This is a genomic window from Aeromonas sp. XH (assembly GCF_033348475.1).
Classification (GTDB): Bacteria; Pseudomonadota; Gammaproteobacteria; order Enterobacterales; family Aeromonadaceae; genus Aeromonas; species Aeromonas sanarellii.
This window is the reverse complement of record NZ_CP137630.1, coordinates 2464428-2484595: the sequence shown is the minus strand read 5'-3', so window position 1 is coordinate 2484595 and position 20168 is coordinate 2464428. Positions and strand designations below refer to the sequence as shown.

14 protein-coding genes are annotated in these 20168 nt (G+C 65.3%); 3 read left to right on the top strand and 11 right to left on the bottom strand.

Going from position 1 to position 20168, the window contains the following annotated elements:
• Positions 1–74: 74 nt before the first annotated feature.
• Positions 75–1571 (top strand): ribosome biogenesis GTPase Der, encoded by a 1497-nt coding sequence (gene der, locus R2B70_RS11490; RefSeq protein WP_216990446.1) that lies wholly within the window; start codon positions 75–77, stop codon positions 1569–1571.
• 106 nt (positions 1572–1677) lie between these two features.
• A complete protein-coding gene (locus R2B70_RS11485) occupies positions 1678–1908 on the top strand; it encodes a zinc ribbon domain-containing protein (RefSeq protein ID WP_042076587.1) in 231 nt (76 codons plus the stop codon).
• A 323-nt stretch (positions 1909–2231) separates the two neighbouring features.
• Here R2B70_RS11485 and mltF read toward each other — a convergent pair whose 3' ends face one another.
• Complete coding sequence (gene mltF / locus R2B70_RS11480; protein ID WP_042076583.1) at positions 2232–3725, bottom strand: membrane-bound lytic murein transglycosylase MltF; 1494 nt, start codon at positions 3723–3725, stop codon at positions 2232–2234.
• A gap of 149 nt (positions 3726–3874) precedes the next feature.
• Between mltF and purL the strand changes: the two genes are divergently transcribed.
• Positions 3875–7768 carry a phosphoribosylformylglycinamidine synthase gene (gene purL, locus R2B70_RS11475; protein WP_318161522.1) on the top strand — a complete coding sequence of 1298 codons (3894 nt, stop codon included), beginning with the start codon at positions 3875–3877 and terminating at the stop codon, positions 7766–7768.
• A gap of 258 nt (positions 7769–8026) precedes the next feature.
• On the opposite strand, the gene nuoN is transcribed toward purL, so the two are convergent.
• The 10 genes from nuoN to nuoE form a co-directional block, all read right to left on the bottom strand.
• Positions 8027–9490 (bottom strand): NADH-quinone oxidoreductase subunit NuoN, encoded by a 1464-nt coding sequence (gene nuoN, locus R2B70_RS11470; protein ID WP_042076576.1) that lies wholly within the window; start codon positions 9488–9490, stop codon positions 8027–8029.
• A gap of 43 nt (positions 9491–9533) precedes the next feature.
• Positions 9534–11051, bottom strand: a complete 1518-nt coding sequence (gene nuoM / locus R2B70_RS11465) for an NADH-quinone oxidoreductase subunit M (protein ID WP_318161521.1) — start codon at positions 11049–11051, stop codon at positions 9534–9536.
• 73 nt (positions 11052–11124) lie between these two features.
• On the bottom strand, positions 11125–12972 hold the full coding sequence (gene nuoL / locus R2B70_RS11460) for an NADH-quinone oxidoreductase subunit L (protein WP_318161520.1): 1848 nt from the start codon (positions 12970–12972) through the stop codon (positions 11125–11127).
• Entirely contained in the window at positions 12969–13277 is a 309-nt protein-coding gene (gene nuoK, locus R2B70_RS11455; protein ID WP_010675036.1) for an NADH-quinone oxidoreductase subunit NuoK, read from the bottom strand. The genes nuoL and nuoK overlap by 4 nt, the downstream gene beginning before the upstream one ends.
• Positions 13278–13356: 79 nt before the next feature.
• Positions 13357–13896: an NADH-quinone oxidoreductase subunit J gene (gene nuoJ, locus R2B70_RS11450; protein WP_043154784.1), complete on the bottom strand. Its 540-nt coding sequence runs from the start codon at positions 13894–13896 to the stop codon at positions 13357–13359.
• 9 nt (positions 13897–13905) lie between these two features.
• Positions 13906–14448, bottom strand: a complete 543-nt coding sequence (gene nuoI / locus R2B70_RS11445) for an NADH-quinone oxidoreductase subunit NuoI (RefSeq protein WP_042076570.1) — start codon at positions 14446–14448, stop codon at positions 13906–13908.
• A gap of 10 nt (positions 14449–14458) precedes the next feature.
• Positions 14459–15424, bottom strand: coding sequence for an NADH-quinone oxidoreductase subunit NuoH (gene nuoH / locus R2B70_RS11440; RefSeq protein WP_042076569.1), 966 nt, complete (start codon positions 15422–15424; stop codon positions 14459–14461).
• Positions 15421–18150 carry an NADH-quinone oxidoreductase subunit NuoG gene (gene nuoG, locus R2B70_RS11435; protein ID WP_318161516.1) on the bottom strand — a complete coding sequence of 910 codons (2730 nt, stop codon included), beginning with the start codon at positions 18148–18150 and terminating at the stop codon, positions 15421–15423. Before nuoG ends, nuoH begins: the two co-directional genes overlap by 4 nt.
• Before the next feature lie 57 nt (positions 18151–18207).
• Positions 18208–19593 carry an NADH-quinone oxidoreductase subunit NuoF gene (gene nuoF / locus R2B70_RS11430; protein ID WP_216990439.1) on the bottom strand — a complete coding sequence of 462 codons (1386 nt, stop codon included), beginning with the start codon at positions 19591–19593 and terminating at the stop codon, positions 18208–18210.
• Positions 19590–20129 (bottom strand): NADH-quinone oxidoreductase subunit NuoE, encoded by a 540-nt coding sequence (gene nuoE, locus R2B70_RS11425; RefSeq protein ID WP_318161515.1) that lies wholly within the window; start codon positions 20127–20129, stop codon positions 19590–19592. Before nuoE ends, nuoF begins: the two co-directional genes overlap by 4 nt.
• Positions 20130–20168: the final 39 nt, after the last annotated feature.

The window sequence follows — 20168 nt, the reverse complement described above, 5'->3', positions numbered from 1 at the left end:
GCGCCCGTTAATATGAATCTCCGGCTCCTGGTCTTCGGACCCGGAGCCTTTGTCGTCTTGAGAATGAGGCTTTTATGACTCCTGTAGTAGCCCTGGTGGGCCGCCCCAACGTGGGGAAATCCACCCTGTTCAACCGCCTGACCCGTACCCGGGATGCCCTGGTGGCCGACTTCCCCGGCCTGACCCGGGACCGTAAATACGGCCAGGCGAAGCTGGGCGAGCTGGAATTTATCGTGGTCGACACCGGCGGTATCGATGGCACCGAGGAGGGGATCGAGCTGAAGATGGCCGAGCAGTCCCTGCTGGCCATCGAAGAGGCCGATGTGGTGCTCTTCATGGTGGATGCGCGCGCCGGCCTGACCGCGGCGGATCAGGCCATCGCCGAGCACCTGCGCAAGACCCACAAGAAGGTGTTTCTGGTGGCCAACAAGACAGACGGCATCGACGGCGACTCCGCGGTGTCCGAGTTCTACGGCCTGGCCCTGGGGGAGGTCTACCAGATGGCGGCCGCCCACGGTCGCGGCGTGCTGAGCCTGCTGGAGCTGGCGCTGGCCCCCCATCTGGAGACCCTGGTGGAGTCTGCGGCCGAACAGGCGGCGGACGAGGAGCAGGAGGAGTTCGACGAAGAGGCGCTGGTGCGCATGCTGGCCACGGGCGAGCTGGACACCCGGGAGGACACCAAGGAGACGCCGTTCGCCGACCTGCCCATCAAGTTTGCCATCGTCGGTCGCCCCAACGTCGGCAAGTCCACCCTGACCAACCGCATGCTGGGTGAAGATAGGGTCATCGTCTATGACATGCCGGGCACCACCCGCGACTCCGTCTACATCCCCATGGAGCGCGACGAGCAGAAGTACGTGGTCATCGACACCGCCGGTGTGCGCCGCCGCGGCAAGGTGCACGAGACGGTGGAGAAGTTCTCCGTCATCAAGACCCTCAAGGCCATCGAGGATGCGAACGTCTGCCTGCTGGTGATCGACGCCCGCGAGACCATCACGGATCAGGACTTGAGCATCCTCGGCTTCGTGCTCAACAGCGGCCGCTCCGTGGTGCTGGTGGTGAACAAGTGGGACGGCCTGGATCAGAAGGTCAAAGAGGACGTCAAGAACGAGCTGGACCGTCGTCTGGGCTTCATCGACTTCGCCCGCATCCACTTCATCTCCGCCCTGCACGGCAGCGGCGTCGGTCACCTGTTCGAGTCCATCAACGAGGCCTATGAGTCCGCGACCCGCCGCACCAGCACCGCCATGCTGACCCGGATCATGCAGATGGCCCAGGAAGATCACCAGCCGCCCATGGTGAACGGTCGCCGGGTCAAGCTGAAGTATGCCCACGCCGGTGGCTACAACCCGCCGCGCATCGTGATCCACGGCAACCAGCTGAACGACTTGCCGGACTCCTACAAGCGGTATCTCATCAACTATTTCCGCAAGTCCCTGAAGATCATGGGCACCCCGATCCGGGTCGAGTTCCAGGAGTCGGTCAACCCGTTCGAGGGCAAGAAGAACACCCTGACCCTGAGCCAGGAGCGTCAGCGCAAGCGTCTGCTCAAGGCCAAGGCGAAGAAGTAAGGCCCTGCGGCTGCCCTCACCGGCAGCCGTTTTTCTTGGGGTCGATGGAGGAGGGGAATGTGCAGTGGGCCCGCCCAGCGCACATTCACTTTGCGAGGAGCCAATCATGAGCCATCTTGTCTGCCCGGCCTGCCGGGGGGAGCTGGACAGCCGCAGTGACGAGACCTGTTGCAGCCAGTGCCAGATCCGTTATCGCATCCGGGCCCTGTGTCCGACCTGCCAGCAGGCGCTGGAGCGGCTTCGGGCCTGCGGCGCCGTGGATTATTTCTGCAATCACTGCAATACCCTGGTTTCCAAGCGCAGGGTGCAGTTTGAGGCGCTGGCGGCGGGGGCGTGAGGGAATAAAAAACCCGGCGGATGCCGGGTTTATACTGTGTGCTCCGCTATCAGCAGCGTGAAGGAGCGGTTTCTGTGCCAGATCTTGCGCTTCATGTCGGCCAGTTTGAGCTTGCGTCTCGGGCTCCAGGCACATTTGGTTTTTCGGGCCAACATGGCTCTTCTGCGTGCTCGCATCTTGTTCTCCTCCCTGGTCTCCTCGGCCGAAGGGCTGCTGGGCAGGTAGTGCAACGTGATGAATACATTGCAATAAGCCAGACTCGCGTCCCTCGGATCTGGTTGGATGTTAACAGAGAATCTGCCGGGAAAACACACCCCCCAGGGCTAGGGGGTGATGATCTGCTTGACCACCTCGGCGATGATGGCGGGACGCTCTGCCGGGGCGGCCGGCTCGCTGCTGTCGTCCTCATCCAGCTCCTCGCGGCGGTGGGCCTTCTGCTGCTCGTTGTCGAGCCAGAGCAGGCTCTGGTAGTACTGGCGCACGTTGTTGACATAGTTGCGTGCCTCGCCGCCCCGGGCATAGCCGTAGCGCACCTTGCGATGCCAGCGTGACTGCTGCAGCAGGGGCAGTACCTCCTTCACGTCGCTCCAGGCGTCCGGGTTCTTGCCGAGCTCCTTGGTCAGCCGACGGGCATCCATCATGTGGCCGTAGCCGATGTTGTAGGCGGTGAGGGCGAACCACACCTTCTCGTCGGCCGGTACCGAGTCCGGCACCTTCTCCATCATCTCCTCCAGGTAGCGGGCACCGCCCTTGATGCTCTCCTCCGGATGGGTTCTGTCGCTGACCCCCATCGCCTTGGCGGTGGGCTCGGTCAGCATCATCATGCCGCGCACCCCGGTGTAGGAGCGGGCCTGGGGGTCCCAGTGAGACTCCTGATAGCTGATGGCCGCCAGCAGCCGCCAGTCGATCTCCCTGGCGTGGGTCTGGAACATCGCCTGGTACTTGGGCAGCAGGCTCTTGGCGCGCTTGAGGAAGGTGCGGGTGTCGACGAAATCGAAGTTCTGCACGTGGCCGAAGTACTTCTCGTCCAGCTTGGCGATGGCGCCGTCCATGAAGCGCTGGCCGAAGAAGTCGATGACGCTGGCGTAGAGGCTGTCATCGGGCAACCGGGTCATGGCCCAGGCCACGGTCTGCTTGTTGGCGAGGGTCAGCCCCTCGGTGAGCTCGGGGTAGTAGCGCTGGGTGCGGGCCAGTATGGTGTCCTGCACCACCGTGTAGTCCACCTCGCCATCGGCCACCTGCTTGAGCAGCTCCTCCACGTCGGCGTCCCGGTTGGTACTCCAGTTCAGGTTGGGATGCTGCTTGGCCAGCTCCTTCATCAGATCCTCGCCGGTGGATCCAGCCGGTACCACTATGCTGCCCTTGATGTCCCCCAGATCCTTGGGCCTGGGGGCGCCGTTACGGTAGACCAGCTTGGGGGAGACCTGATAGAAGCCGGGGCCGAAGCGGAACAGCTTGCGCCGCTCCGGGGTCACGACGATGGCCGCCGCGGCCAGATCCAGCCTGCCCTTTTGCAGCTGCTCGACCAGTTCGGCGGTGCTGTAGGCAGGCACTATGGTCAGCTTGACACCCAGCCAGTCGGCGTAGAGCTGCGCCAGCTCGTAGTCGAACCCCTGGGCGACGTCGTCACGCTGGTAATAGGAGGTAGGGCCATAGAGGGTGCCGACCCGGATCTCGCCCCGTTGGCGGATCTGTTCCAGCTGGCTGGAGGGGGTATGGAAGTCGCAACCGGCCAGGGCCAGCGTCAACATCATCCCGGTAAGCAGTCGAAAAATGCAGCGCAAGTAGGTGAGTACCCTTGTTGAAAAAATCGGCATTTGTCAAAAGAGAGGCCCCTTTATACCAGAGAGTCCGGAGGGAGTCACATCGTGCGGGGCGAGAAAAACGTTTGTTCGGGCTGGGCCTGATCCCTATAATACGCGCGTCTCAAATCCCCCCACACTCTAAAACTTGGTGAGAAAGGTATATGGAAATCTTGCGTGGTGCCCCAGCACTGTCTGAGTTTCGTGTCCACAAGCTGCTGCAGAGCTGCGCACAGAGAGGAGTAGAGATAGCAAGCGTCTATGCCGAATACGTGCATTTTGCCGAGCTGACGAGCCCGCTGTCGCCCCCGGAGCGAGCGACCCTGGGCCAGCTGCTGCGCTACGGCCCGACCATTCCGGAACACACCCCCAGCGGTCAGCTGTTCCTCGTTACCCCCCGCCCCGGCACTATCTCCCCCTGGTCTTCCAAAGCAACCGACATCGCCCACAACTGCGGCCTCAGCCAGGTCAAGCGACTCGAGCGCGGCATCGCCTACTACGTGCAGGCCAAGGGTGAGCTGAGCGCGGCACAGCGCGGCGAGGTCGCGGCCCTGCTGCACGACCGCATGATGGAAGTGGTGTTCGGCGAGATGCACGAGGCGGCTGCCCTGTTTGCCCACCACGAGCCGCGCCCCTTCACCCAGGTGGACGTGCTGGGTGGCGGTCGCGCCGCCCTCGAAGAGGCCAACGTGGCCCTGGGGCTGGCCCTGGCGGACGACGAGATCGACTATCTGGTGACGAACTTCACCCGCCTTGGCCGCAACCCCAACGACATCGAGCTCTACATGTTCGCCCAGGCGAACTCCGAGCACTGCCGCCACAAGATCTTCAACGCCGACTGGACCATAGACGGTGAGCAGCAGCCCAAGTCGCTGTTCAAGATGATCAAGAACACCTTCGAGCAGACGCCGGATCATGTCCTGTCTGCCTATAAAGACAACGCCGCCGTGATGGAAGGGAGCCAGGGTGGCCGCTTCTTCCCGAGCCCCGCCAGCGGCGAATACCAGTATCACCAGGAGCGCGTCGACATCCTGATGAAGGTGGAGACCCACAACCACCCGACCGCCATCTCCCCCTTCCCGGGCGCCGCCACCGGCTCCGGCGGCGAAATCCGCGACGAGGGTGCGACAGGCCGTGGCGCCAAGCCCAAGGCGGGCCTGGTGGGCTTCTCCGTCTCCAACCTGCGGATCCCCGGTTTCGAGCAGCCCTGGGAGCAGGATTTCGGCAAGCCGAGCCGCATCGTCAGCGCCTTCGACATCATGCAGGAGGGGCCGCTCGGCGGCGCCGCCTTCAACAACGAATTCGGCCGTCCGGCCATCCTCGGCTACTTCCGCACCTTCGAAGAGCAGGTGCCGAGCCACAATGGCGTCGAGGTGCGTGGCTACCACAAGCCCATCATGCTGGCGGGTGGCATAGGCAACATCCGCTCCGAACACGTTCAGAAGGGCGAGATCCCGGTGGGGGCGGCCCTCATCGTGCTGGGTGGCCCGGCCATGAACATCGGCCTGGGGGGCGGCGCCGCATCAAGCATGGCCTCCGGCCAGTCTGCCGAAGATCTCGACTTCGCCTCGGTGCAGCGTGACAACCCCGAGATGGAGCGCCGCTGCCAGGAAGTGATCGACCGCTGCTGGCAACTGGGGGACGACAACCCCATCGTCTTCATCCACGACGTGGGGGCGGGCGGCCTCTCCAACGCCATGCCGGAGCTGGTGAGCGACGGGGATCGCGGCGGTCGCTTCTCCTTACGCGCCATTCCGAACGACGAGCCGGGCATGAGCCCGCTGGAAGTCTGGTGCAACGAATCCCAGGAGCGTTACGTGCTGGCCGTGGCCCAGGACAAGCTGCCCCTGTTCAAGGCCCTGTGCGAGCGCGAGCGCGCGCCCTATGCCGTGATCGGCACGGCCACCGAAGAGAAGCACCTCACCCTCTCGGATGCGCACTTCGACAACCAGCCCATCGACCTGCCCCTGGACGTGCTGCTGGGCAAGGCGCCCAAGATGCACCGCGACGTGCAGAGTCTGCCGGCCCAGGGCAAGCCGCTGGCGCTGGATGGCGTCACCCTGTCCGAGGCGGCCGAGCGGGTGCTGCGCCTGCCGACCGTGGCGGAGAAGTCCTTCCTCATCACCATCGGCGATCGCACCGTGACGGGCCTCGTCAACCGTGACCAGATGGTCGGTCCCTGGCAGATCCCGGTGGCCGACTGCGCCGTCACCGCCGCCACCTATGACAGCTACCACGGCGAAGCCATGTCCATGGGCGAGCGCACCCCGGTGGCGCTGCTCTCCCACGCCGCATCGGCCCGCATGGCGGTGGCCGAGGCCCTGACCAACCTGGCCCCGGCCCACATCGGCTCGCTGAAGCGAGTCAAGCTCTCCGCCAACTGGATGTCCGCCGCCGGTCACCCGGGTGAAGATGCCGGTCTCTATGAGGCGGTGAAGGCCGTGGGCGAGGAGCTCTGCCCGGCCCTTGGCATCACCATCCCGGTGGGCAAGGACTCCATGTCCATGAAGACCCGCTGGCAGCAGGATGGCAAGGAGCACAGCGTCACCTCGCCGCTCTCCCTGCTCATCTCCGCCTTCGCCCGGGTCGAGGACGTGCGCAATACAGTCACGCCGCAACTGCGGACCGATCTCGGTGAGACCGACCTTATCCTGATCGACCTTGGCAACGGCAAGCAGCGCCTCGGCGCCTCCGCCCTGGCCCAGGTCTATCGCCAGCTGGGGCAAAGTGCCCCGGATCTGGACAACCCGGTCCAGCTCAAGGGCTTCTTCAACGCCATCCAGGCGCTGGTGGCGGATCGCAAGCTGATTGCCTACCACGACCGCTCCGACGGCGGCCTGTTCGTCACCCTGGTGGAGATGGCCTTCGCCGGTCACTGCGGTCTCGACCTGCAGCTCGACCGCATCGGCGGCGAGCTGCTGCCGGCCCTGTTCAACGAGGAGCTGGGCGCCGTCATCCAGGTGCGCCGCGACGACAAGGAGGCGGTGCTGACCCTGCTGGCCGGCCACGGCCTGGCGGCCTGCTCCCACGTGCTGGGCACGGTGCGCGAAGACGACCTCATCCTGTTCCAGCGTGCCGGGACAGAGGTGTATCGCGCCAGCCGCACCGCCCTTCGCACCCTCTGGGGCGAGACCAGCTGGCAGATGCAGCGCCTGCGTGACAACCCCGAGTGCGCGGATCAGGAGCACGCAGCGCGGCAGGACGCCACTGACCCGGGCCTGCAGGCCAGACTGACCTACAACCCGTCCGAGGACGTGGCCGCCCCGTATATCGCCCGCGGGGTCTCCCCCCGTCTGGCGGTGCTGCGCGAGCAGGGGGTCAACTCCCACGTGGAGATGGCGGCGGCGTTCGACCGCGCCGGCTTCACCGCCGTCGATGTGCATATGAGCGACATCCTCTCCGGTCGCATCAAGCTGGATGATTTCCAGACCCTGGTGGCCTGTGGCGGCTTCTCCTACGGCGACGTGCTGGGGGCGGGCGAGGGCTGGGCCAAGTCCATCCTGTTCAACGACAACGCCCGCGAGCAGTTCCAGCGCTTCTTCGAGCGCGGCGACACCCTGTCGCTCGGCGTGTGCAACGGTTGCCAGATGATGTCCAACCTGCGCACCCTGATCCCGGGGGCCGATCTGTGGCCGCGCTTCGTGCGCAACCGCTCCGAGCGCTTCGAGGCGCGCTTCAGCCTGGTGCAGGTGCAAGACTCACCGTCCGCCTTCTTCGCCGGCATGGCGGGCTCGGTGATGCCCATTGCCGTCTCCCACGGGGAAGGGCGAGTAGAGGTGCGTGACGCCGCTCACCTCGACGCCTTGCAACAGAGCGGCCTGGTGGGGCTGCGTTTCGTCGACAACCGCGGCAACGTGACCGAACAGTATCCGGCCAACCCGAACGGCGCCCCGGCGGGCATCACAGCGGTGACCACCACGGACGGGCGCGCCACCATCATGATGCCGCACCCGGAGCGGGTGTTCCGCACCGTGGCGAACTCCTGGCACCCGGACCACTGGGGCGAGGATGGCGCCTGGATGCGGATGTTCAGAAACGCCCGGGTGCGTCTGGGTTAATCCCTCCGCGTACACAGCAACCATGGAAAACCGGCCAACAGGCCGGTTTTTTTATGGGCGCAGCACAAGCGTTGCGTGAATGATCCTGATTCAGGACTCAGCATGTAGCAGCCCCGGTGCTTTGACCCTGGATGAGGAGGGGATGGCGAGGGGAAAAGGTGAGGGCGCACGTTACCGGCTGGAGCAGGATGAATATCGTCTCGGATAGGGAATAAAAAAACCGGCCACGGGGGCCGGTTTTTGTTGTGTGCCTGAGGCTTAACGCAGCACCACGTGCTGGAAGCCCTGCACCAGGCTGATGACGGGCTGGGGGTAGATGCCGAGCAATACCACCAGGATGGCGGAGAGCAGCACCACCAGGCCCCCGGAGGAGAAGGCCCAGTCGGCCCTGGCATCGCGCAGCTGCATGCCGGGTTCGCGCAGGTAGAGGGTGACCATGACCCGCAGGTAGTAGTAGAGACCCAGGGCACTGCCGAGCACGATGGCGCCGGAGAGCCACCACAGCTGCGCCTCGACGGTGACGCCGATGAGGTAGAACTTGCCGATGAAGCCGAGGGTCATGGGGATGCCCGCCAGGGAGAGCATCATCACCGTCATCACCGCCGTGAGATAAGGGCGCTTCCAGAACAGACCGCGGTAGCTGTGCAGGGAGTCCGCATCCTTGCCGCGGTAGGGGCTGGACATCATGCTGATGACGCCGAAGGCCCCCAGGCTGGTGAACAGGTACATCAGCAGGTAGACCCCCGCCGCTTCCACCGGGATCTGGCCGAGGCGGCTCGCCACCACCACCGCCAGCAGATAGCCGAAGTGGGAGATGGAGGAGTAACCCATCATCCGCTTGATGTTGGTCTGGATCAGCGCCAGGAGGTTGCCGACCACGATGGAGATGACTGCCATGGCCGCCAGCAGCCAGTGGATCATGGGATCCGAGGTGGCCGGCACCGCCAGGTAGAAGCGCAGCAGCACGCAGAACACGGCGATCTTGCTCACGGTGGCGAGGAAGGTGGCGACCGGTGCAGGGGCACCCTCATAGACGTCCGGGGTCCAGAGGTGGAAAGGGGCCAAGGAGAGCTTGAAGGCGAAGCCCACCAGCATCAGGCCGAAGCCCCCCATCAGCAGCGGGTGATGGGCCGGGCTCTGGGACAGGGTCAGGCCGAGATCGCTGAAGCTGAGGCTCCCTGCCTGGGCGTAGAGCAGTGCCATGCCGAACAGCAGGAAGGCGGTGGCGCTGGCGGAGAGCACCATGTACTTGATGCTGGCCTCCAGCGAATGGCGCTCGCGATAGGCATAGCCCACCAGACCGAACATGGGCAGGGTCAGCATCTCGATCCCGATGAAGAGCGACGCGAGATGACGGGAGCCCGCCAGCACCAGACCACCGGCGGTGGCGATGAGCAGCAGCAGGTAGAACTCTTCCCGGTTGTCCGGGTAGCCCTTGAGCCAGGTGCGGCCGAAGGTACAGGTGGCCAGGGCGCCGATGAGCACCAGCCCCATGTAGAAGACCGCATAGCTGTCCACTTGCAGCAGGGGAGTGACCCCCTGATCACCCTGGGCCATCACGACGGGCAGGGAGAAGAGCGCCAGGTTGAGACCGGCGATGGTCACCACGAAGGCGGTGTCGTCGCAGCGCTTCCAGGCGATGGCCAGCATCAGGGCCACCATGGCCCCTGTGGTCAGCAACAGGGGCAGCAGGGCCAGCAGTTGAGAAACAGTAAACGTCATGACAGGGCTCCCGACATGGACATGGAAGGCAAAAGAGAAAGCATCATTGCAGCGCTCCCGTGTCTGGCAGCGCATACCAGTGCAGCACGCTCAGGAGGCTGCTGCTGGCGGTGTCCAGCACTGGCTGGGGATAGAGGCCGAGCAGCACCAGCAGGCCGGCTATGGTCAGCATCATGGCCAGCTCCCGCTTGTCCAGCCCCTTGAGCACGCTCTCATCCTTGGGGGTACCGAAGCAGGCGCGCTGCAGCATGATGAGGGAGTAGACCGACGCCAGCACCAGGCCGAAGGTGGCGATGACGGTCATGATGGGGGCCACCTGGAAGCTGCCGATGAGGATCAGGAACTCGCCGACGAAGTTGCCGGTGCCCGGCATCCCGAGGGAAGCGACCGAGAAGAACAGCATGACCCCGGGCAGGTAGCGCAGGCGTCCCCAGAGGCCGCCCATCTGGCGCAGATCCCGGGTGTGCAGGCGCTCGTAGAGCTGGCCGCACAGGATGAAGAGGCCGGCGGCGGAGAGGCCGTGGGCGATCATCTGCACCACGGCACCCTGCAGGGCGAGCTCGCTGCCGGAATAGATGGCGATCATCACGAAGCCCATGTGGGAGATGCTGGTGTAGGCCACCAGCCGCTTGATGTCGGTCTGGGCGAAGGCCAGCAGGGCGCCGTAGACGATGCCGATGAGGCCGAGGCCCATGGCGTAGGGGGCGAACTCGGCGGAGGCCTCGGGGAACAGCGGCAGGGTGAAGCGCAGCAGGCCGTAGGCGGCGGTCTTGAGCAGGATGCCAGCGAGATCCACGGAGCCCGCGGTGGGCGCCTGGCTGTGGGCGTCAGGCAGCCAGCCATGGAGCGGCACCAGGGGCATCTTGACCGCGAAGGCGATGAAGAAGCCCAGCATCAGCAGCCACTGTACCGTGCTGCTCATGGGGGTGTTCAGCAGCTCCTGATAGTTGAAGGTGAAGATGCCGGTGGCGGCGTGGTGGGTCAGCACCAGGCCCAGGATGGCCACCAGCATGATGAGGCCGCTCGCCTGGGTGTAGATGAAGAACTTGGTGGCGGCGTTGATGCGCGACTTGCCGTCGGTGACCGAGTGGCCCCAGAGCGCGATCAGGAAGTACATGGGGACCAGCATCATCTCCCAGAAGAAGAAGAAGAGGAACAGGTCCACCGCCATGAAGACGCCGAGCACGCCCCCCAGGATCCACAGCAGGTTCAGGTGGAAGAAGCCGATGCGCTGCACGATCTCCTTCCAGGAACAGAGGATGGCCAGCACGCCGATGAAGCTGGTGAGCATCACCATCAGGAGCGACAGGCCGTCCACCGCCAGATGCAGGGAGATGCCGAAGCGGGGGATCCAGGGCTGTTGCCACTCTGCCGCCCAGACGGGCAGGCCGGGGCTGGCCAGGGTGAAGTCGCCGCCGAGCCAGATGGCGCTGGAGAGCACCAGGCAGGCGCTCATGGAGGCGAGGGCCACCCAGCGGACGAACTGGCCGCCGAGTCGCTCCATCTGCCAGCAGAGCAAGCCGCCGATGAAGGGTATTAACAAGATCCAGAGTAAGGTCACGATATCAGCTCTCGTCTATGTTCTGGTCGTTGTGCAGGCCCGCAGGCCTGCGTGAAATTGACATGCCATGGGATCAACCGAGCAGCAGCAGGGCCAGGATCAGGGCGGCACCCATCCCCATGGAGGCGGCATACCAGCGCAGTTTGCCGGAGACGGTCCATGCCAGCAGCTGGTGGCCGGCTTGTGCCAGCACGGCGGGCAGATTCATCAATCGGTCCAGCGGGTCCTTGCCGAGCAGCCGTGTCGCCAGCAGGTAGGGCTTGACCCAGAGCAGGTCATAGAGCCAGTCAAAGCCCCAGGCGTTGAACCAGAGGGTACCCAGCAGACGGCCAGGCCCGCTCTCGGCGACACCCTTCACCAGACGGCGCTCGCCCAGGAACAGGAAGGCGGCCAACGCGATGCCTGCCACGGCGATGAGGCCGGAGAGGATCTCCAGGGCATGGCGACCCTCCTCGATCTGATCCCCCGGGCCCGCCGGCAGCACACCGGCCAGCGGCGGCACGATGAGGGCACCCACACCGGTGGAGAGCACCAGCAGCACCAGCAGCGGCAGCTGGTGGGCCAGGCCGTGACCGGCGTGAGCCTCGGTCTGCGCCTTGCCGTGGAAGGCGATGAAGATGAGGCGGAAGGTGTAGAGGGAGGTCAGGAAGGCCCCACCCAGACCGGCCCACAGCAGGGCGCTCTGGCCACTGGCCTGCACCTGCCAGAGGATGGCGTCCTTACTGTAGAAACCGGCGGTCACCAGCGGCAGCGCGGCGAGCGCCGAGCCCCCCACCAGGAAGCAGGCATAGACCAGCGGAAGGCTCTTGCGCAGGCCCCCCATCTTGAAGATGTTCTGCTCGTGGTGGGTCGCATTGATCACGGCACCGGCGGAGAGGAACAAGAGCGCCTTGAAGAAGGCGTGGGTCATCAGGTGGAAGATGGCCCCTTCCCAGGCACCGACCCCCAGGGCCAGGAACATGTAGCCGATCTGGCTCATGGTGGAGTAGGCCAGGATCCGCTTGATGTCGGTCTGCACCAGGGCGGCGAAGCCTGCCAGCACCAGGGTCACGGCACCTACGACGGCCACCAGATGCAGGATCTCGGGGGCGAGCAGGAAGAGACCGTGGGTACGGGCGATGAGGTAGACCCCCGCCGTCACCATGGTGGCCGCGTGGATCAGCGCCGAGACCGGGGTCGGGCCCGCCATGGCGTCCGCCAGCCAGGTCTGCAGCGGGAGCTGGGCGGACTTGCCGACCGCACCGCCGAGCAGCATCAGGCAGGCGAACGACAGGGCAGGGGAGCCTTCGGCAAACATCGCCGGGGCCCGCACCAGCAGCTCGTGGATGTTGAGGGTGCCGAGTTCGCGATAGAGCACGAAGAGCCCGATGGCGAGGAAGACGTCACCGACCCGGGTCACCACGAACGCCTTGAGGGCGGCCGCCCCGTTGGCGGGGTTGCGGTAGTAGAAGCCGATCAGCAGGTAGCTGCACAGGCCCACCCCTTCCCACCCCAGGTAGACGAACAGCAGATCGTCTGCCAGCACCAGGAACAGCATGCTGGCGATGAAGAGGTTGGTGTAGGTGAAGAAGCGGGAATACCCCTCTTCCCCGCGCATGTACCAGGAGGCGAACAGGTGGATGAAGAAGCCCACCCCGGTCACCACCCCCAGCATGGTCAGCGACAGCCCGTCCAGGGAGAGGCGGAAGGCGGGCTGGAACTCGCCCACCGTCATCCACTGCCACAGGGTCTGGGTATAGACGCCGCCTTCCGGCATGGTGTTGAGGAAATCGATGCCGACCCAGAGGGTAGTCAGGGCCGACAGGCCTATGCTGCCGACGCCGATGAGCGCCGAGGTGCGCTCACCGAGGCGGCCGAGGGAGAAGGCCAGCAGCAGCCATCCCAACAGAGGGAACAGAAAAGTCAGATATAGGAGGCTCATCCGCGCATCTCGCTCACAGTGTCCACGTTCAGGGTGTGGTAACGACGATAGAGCAGCAGTAACAGGGCGAGGCCGATACTGGCCTCCGCTGCCGCCAGAGAAATCACCAGTATGTACATGATCTGGCCGTCGGCCTGGGCCCAGCGGCTACCCGCCACCACGAACGCCAGCGCCGACGCATTCATCATGATTTCGATACTCATGAGGATAAACAGCAGGTTGCGGCGTATCAGCAGGCCGCACAAGCCGATGGCGAACAGGATGGCCGCCAGCAGAAGGCCGTGTTCCATGGGTATTCCACTCATCGCCATTCTCCTTGCGCTTGCTGGATGGAAAGGGGGCAGGCCGCCAGCAGCAGGTTATGCATCACCATGGGAATGCCGCTCATTGCTGACCTCCTTCTTGTGTGGTGCGGGGCACCGAGAGCACTTCGCCGCTCTTGTCCTCGCGGCCAAGGTGATAGGCGGTGACCAGACCCGCCAGCAGCAGGATGGAGGCGAGCTCCACCGCCAGCACATAGGGTCCGAACAGGGCGATGCCGACCTCCTTGGCGCTGACGTCGGTCTGGCCAAGCGTGCCGCCGGTCACACCGAGGATGCCGTGGGCCAGGAAGCCCAGCAGGACGAGGGAGAGCAGGGCGGGGCCACCCCAGGTGGTGGGGGTGAGCCACTTCTTCTCCTGATCCTGGGCGCTCCCCAGGTTCAGCATCATCACCACGAACACGAACAGCACCATGATGGCGCCGGCGTAGACGATCACCTGCAGGGCCCCCGCGAAGGCGGCGCCCAGGCAGAAGAAGATCATGGCCACGGCGATGAGGGAGATGATGAGATTGAGCAGCGCATGCATGGGGTTGCTGGTGCTGATCACCCGCAGCGTGCTGTAAACGGCGACCAGGGCCGCGGCATAGAATGCCAGTTCCATGATTGACTCCTAGGGCAGCAGGCTCTTGACATCGATGGGCTTGGCTTCGTTCTCGGCATCCCCTTTCGGTTTGCCGTCGATGGCCATCCCGCTCATGCGGTAGAAGTTGTAATCCGGGTACTTGCCGGGGCCGCTGATCAGCAGATCTTCCTTCTCGTACACCAGATCCTGGCGGCGATACTCTCCCATCTCGAAATCCGGCGTGAGCTGGATGGCGGTGGTGGGGCAGGCCTCCTCGCACAGGCCGCAGAAGATGCAGCGGGAGAAGTTGATGCGAAAGAACTCCGGATACCAGCGGCCGTCTTCCCGCTCCGCCTTCTGCAGGGAGATGCAGCCGACCGGGCAGGCCACGGCGCACAGGTTGCACGCCACGCAGCGCTCGTCGCCGTCGGGGTCACGGGTCAGCACGATGCGGCCGCGAAAACGCGGGGCGGCATAGACCGGCTGTTCCGGGTAGCTCAGGGTCTCGCGAGGGCGCCAGGCATGGGAGAAGACCATCCCCAGGCTGCGCAGTTGGGTGCCGACACCCTTGATAATGCTCGTAATTTTCATTGGTGCCTCATTACATGTTCAGCAGCACGACTGCGCCTGTGACCAGCATGTTGAGCAGGGTCAGGGGCAGGCACACTTTCCAGCCAAAGGACATCACCTGGTCGAAGCGCGGGCGGGGCAGGGAGGCCCGCAGCAGGATGAAGAACACCATGAAACAGGCGGTCTTCAGGGCGAACCAGATGAAGGGCGGCAGCCAGGGGCCGTGCCAGCCACCGAAGAAGAGGGTCACGATGAGCGAAGAGATCAGCACGATGCCGATGTACTCGCCCACGAAGAAGAGACCCCACTTCATGCCCGCGTACTCGATGTGATAGCCGTCGGCGAGCTCCTGCTCGGCTTCCGGCTGATCGAACGGGTGGCGGTGGGTGACGGCGACCCCGGCGAACAGGAAGGTGACGAAGCCCAGGATCTGGGGGATCACGTTCCACATGCCGGCCTGGGCCTCGACGATGTCACGCAGGTTGAAGCTGCCGGTCTGGATGACGATGCCCATGAGCGACAGTCCCAGGAACACCTCGTAGGAGAGGGTCTGGGCCGAGGCGCGCAGGCTGCCGAGCAATGAGTACTTGTTGTTGCTCGACCAGCCGGCGAACAGCACGGCGTAGACCGCCAGCCCCGCGATGGCCAGGATGTAGAGCAGGCCCACGTTGAGATCCGCCACGCCCCAGGTGGGGGTGATGGGCACCACCGCAAACGCCAGGATGAAGGCGGTGAAGGCGATGATGGGGGCCAGCACGAAGATCCGGCGATCCGCGAACGGCGGGATCCAGTCCTCCTTGAAGAACATCTTGACCATGTCGGCCGCCAGCTGCAGCAGACCGAAGGGGCCAACCCGGTTGGGGCCGTAACGATCCTGCCAGAGTGCCAGCAGACGGCGCTCGATGAAGCTCATGAAGGCACCGGCCCCCACTATCCCCACCAGCACGATCAGGGCCTTGCCGATTTCCAGCAACAGATCAATCAGCGCATCGCTCATGCGATCACCTCCTGCAGGTTATCGAGAAGGGCGTGGTGCAGCGCGGTCGGCAGACCGTTGACGCCGAGCGGCAGCCCCACCAGACCCTGGGCCAGCTTGTCGCTCAGGCGCAGGGCCAGGCGCCAGTGGTTGCCCCCCCAGGAGAAGGCGACCTGGCTGCCGGCGCCCAGGGCCAGACGCGCCGCGTCGGCCGGGTTCAGCACCAGGGCGGGCTCGCCCATGCGGGCCTGGATGACCGGACTGCGGGCGGAGAGCTCTTCGCCGCCGAACAGCTGATCGTAACTCACCACCTGCAGGGCTGCCTGGGCGTGGAAGGGGGCGGGGATGACATCGAACCAGCCGAGGCTATCCTCGCCCGGCTCCAGCAGGCGACGGCCGGGATCCCCGGCGCGCAGGTTGCCACCCACCTCGTCCTGGAACTTGTTCCAGGCGGAGGGCGAGTTCCAGCCCGGTGCCCAGGCGAAGGGCACCTGGGAGAGGGGCTGGCGGGCACCGGCGTAGCCTTCCATGGAGAAGGCGAACGGGGAGTCGGGATCCTGCGCCACCCTGGGCTCGCTCACGTTCTGATCCGCCAGCATGGAGGTGCGGCCGCTGTAGCGGTGCGGCTCGCGGGCGAGCTTCATGCCGCGGATGCGCAGGCCGGCGTTGGGAGCAGGCTCGCGCATGGTGCTGAGCTGCGGGGTACTGGCGGCGCACTCGGCGCTCACGTCGTCGAAGGTGCTCCAGCGCAGGGGCTTGCGTGCCAGCGTCCCCTGCAGGGCTGCCAGCCAGCGCCAGCCCTCGCGCACCTGGATGTCGGCGTCGTAGAAGGCGGGGGAATAGACCTGGAAGAAGCGCTGGGCGCGGCCTTCCATGTTGATAAGCGTCCCGTCGCCTTCGGCGAAGCTGGCGGCGGGCAGCACCAGGCTCGCCTTCTTGGCGGTCTGGGTGTCCTGGTGGTCCACCAGCAGCAGGTGCTGCAGGCGATCCAGGGCGGCATCCACCCGGCTGCGCGGCGCACGGCGGTAGAGATCGTTCTCAAGCACCACCAGGGCGAGCTGCTCCTCCCTTTCGATACGCTCGAGGGCGCTCTCCAGCGGGGCGGCATCCCGGGCCAGCATGGCCAGCCCCAGGCTGTTGGCCTCCTGGGCCACCAGGGCGAGCTCCACGGCCTGGCCGCGGCCCTTGAGGGCGCGGGCGATGTTGCTGGCCGCCTCGATCAGCGCCAGTGAACGGGCACCATTGCCTGCGATGATGAGGGGCTTCCTGGCGCTGCCCAGCAGTTCGGCCCAGCGGGTTGCCAGGGCCTGCTGCTCGGGGGCGAGATCCGTCGGCGCCGGGGCGGTGCCGTCAAGCAGGTGCGCGATGGCAAAGCCGAGGCGCGCCTGATCCGCGTGAGGGGCGTGCAGGGTGCCGCTCGCCACGTCGTCCAGACGGGTGGCGTCCAGGCTGGTGATGAGCAGGGGATAGCGTTCATTCTGGGCCAGGGTCTGCACTGCAGCGACCTGCCAGAGATCCACCTTCAGCTTGCGGGCGATCTCGCGGCCCTTGCCCTTGACCGCCTGGCGCAGGGCCAGGGCGATGCGGGCGGCAGTCTGGGTGACGTCCTCGCCGAGCACCAGCACGGCGTCGGCCTCCTCCATGTCGCGCAGGCTGGGGGTGCGCACACCGCCCTGCTCCAGGATCTGCAGCATCTTCTGCAGGCAGGCCCACTCGCTCTGCTCAACACCAGAGTAGAAGTTGGCGGCGCCCACCAGCTCGCGCAGGGCGAAGTTGCTCTCCAGGGAGGCGCGGGGCGAGCCGATGCCGATGACGCCGGAGGCGGTGCGCAGGGCATCCGCGGCGCGGTTCAGGGCACCGTCCACCGTGATGGCCAGCTTGTCGCCGCCATCTTGCAAGAGGGGCTGGCGGGGGCGGTCGGCCAGGTTGACGTGACCGTAGCCGAAGCGGCCGCGATCGCACAGGAAGTAGTGGTTGAGGGCGCCGTGGAAGCGGTTTTCGATGCGGCGCAGCTCGCCGTAGCGCTCACCCGGGCTGATGTTGCAGCCGACCGAGCACCCCTGGCAGATGCTGGGGGCGAACTGCATGTCCCACTTGCGGTTGTAGCGCTCTGAGTGGGTCTTGTCGGTGAAGACGCCGGTGGGGCAGACCTCCACCAGGTTGCCGGAGAACTCGCTCTCCAGGGTGCCATCCTCGACCCGGCCGAAGTAGACGTTGTCGTGGGCGCCATAGACCCCGAGATCCTCGCCGCCGGCGTAATCCTTGTAGTAGCGCACGCAGCGGTAGCAGGCGATGCAGCGGTTCATCTCGTGGTTGATGAAGGGGCCCAGATCCTGGTTCTGGTGAGTGCGCTTGGTGAAACGGTAGCGGCGGCTGTTGTGGCCGGTCATCACCGTCATGTCCTGCAGGTGGCAGGCGCCGCCCTCTTCACACACCGGGCAGTCGTGGGGGTGGTTGGTCATCTGCCACTCCACCACCGTCTTGCGAAACTCCTTCGCCTCTTCGTCCTCGATGGAGATATAGGTGCCATCGGTGGAGGGGGTCATGCAGGACATGACCAGGCGGCCGCGCTTGTCGTCGGCATTCTGATACTGTTTGACCGCGCACTGGCGGCAGGCACCGACGCTACCCAGCGCCGGGTGCCAGCAAAAATAGGGGACGTCCAGACCCAGCGACAGACAGGCTTGCAGCAGGTTGTCTGCCCCGTCTACCTCGTACTCTTTACCGTCTACATGAATGGTTGCCATACAACTTCCCTGAAACCTGTTTTGTGAAATCGGCTATTGCCCGATGCGTCCTGGCGCTTACCAGCGCTCGCCCAGCAGGTTGGGCTGGATACCCTTGAACAGCTTGTGATTGTCGTGGGGCGCCTTGACCCCGGCCTCGAATTCGGACCGGAAGTACTTCATCGCACTGCCAAGGGGCTCGACGGCGCCGGGGGCATGGGCGCAGAAGGTCTTGCCCGGGCCGAGGAAACTGACCAGCTGCTCCAGGGTGGCGAGATCCTCGGGTTGGCCCTCGCCCCGCTCCAGCGCCCGCAGCAGCTTGACGCTCCAGGGCAGGCCGTCGCGGCAGGGGGTGCACCAGCCGCAGGATTCGCGGGCGAAGAACTCCTCCATGTTGCGCAAGAGGCTCACCATGTTGATGCTGTCGTCCACCGCCATGGCGAGGCCCGTTCCCATCCGGGTGCCGACCTTGCCGATGCCGCCGGCATACATCTGGGCATCCAGGTGCTCGGGCAGCAGGAAGCCGGTACCGGCGCCGCCAGGCTGCCAGGCTTTCAGGCGATAACCGGGCTTCATGCCGCCGGCATAGTGCTCGAACAGCTCGCGGGCCGTGATGCCAAAGGGCAGCTCCCAGAGGCCGGGGTTGTTCACCTTGCCGGAGAAGCCCATCAGCTTGGTGCCGTGATCCTCGGAGCCAGGCAGCGCCAGTCCCTTGTACCATTCGACACCGTTGCCGATGATGGCGGGCACGTTGCACAGGGTCTCGACGTTGTTGACGCAGGTGGGCTTGCCCCAGACGCCGGAGACGGCGGGGAAGGGGGGCTTGGCCCGCGGGTTGGCGCGCCGTCCTTCCAGGGAGTTGATAAGCGCCGTCTCTTCGCCGCAGATGTAGCGGCCGGCGCCGGTGTGGACGAACAGCTCGAAGTCAAAGCCCGAGCCCAGGATGTTCTTGCCGAGGAGCCCGGCGGCCTTGGCCTCTTCCACGGCGCGGCGCAGGTGAATGGCGGCATCCACGTACTCGCCGCGCAGGAAGATGTAGCCGCGGTAGGCCTTGAGGGCCCGTGCCGAGATGATCATCCCCTCGATCAGCAGGTGGGGCAGCTGCTCCATCAGCAGCCGATCCTTGTAGGTGTTCGGCTCCATCTCGTCGGCGTTGCAGAGCAGGTAACGGATGTTCATGCTCTCGTCCTTGGGCATCAGGCCCCACTTCACCCCGGTGGAGAAGCCGGCGCCGCCGCGCCCCTTGAGGCCGGCATCCTTGACGGTGCTGACGATGTCGTCCGGGCTCATCTGGCCCAGCGCCTTGCGGGCGGCCTCGTAGCCCTGCTTGGCCTGGTACTCCTCGAGCCAGACCGGCTGGCCGTCGTCCCGCAGGCGCCAGGTGAGCGGGTGAGTCTCGGCGGCGCGAGGGATGCGGTTGGCGGTGCCGAGGGAGGCGAGTGTCTTGCCTGGCTGGATGCTCATGGGTAGGCCTCCAGGGTCTTGAGCAGGCTGACGGCGTCGAGCCCGCCGTGGGTGTCGTCATCGATCATGATGGCCGGCCCCTTGTCGCAGTTGCCGAGACAGCAGACGGGCAGCAGGGTGAAACGACCGTCCGGGGAGGTCTGGCCTGGGGCCAGATTGACGACCTCTTTCAGACCGGCCAGCAGCTGCTCGTGGCCGTTGATATAGCAGACCATGCTGTCGCAGACGCGGATGATGTGGCGACCCACCGGCTGGCGGAAGATCTGGCTGTAGAAGGTGGCGACCCCTTCCACGTCGCTGGCGGGGATGCCGAGTTCGGCACCGATGGCGTGGATGGCGCCGTCGGGCACCCAGCCGCGGGCCTGCTGCACTATCTTTAGCGCTTCGATGCTGGCGGCACGGGGATCTTCGTAGTGGTGTTTCTCGTGTTCGATGGCATCGCGTTCAGCCTGGCTCAGGACGAAATCGCCCTGTTTGCTGCTGCATGCCCCTTGCCCTTGTGGGGTCTGGTTATTGTGACACTGACATTGGCTCATGACTTGACCTTTTGTGGCTTTTCCCTTTACTGCGCGTCT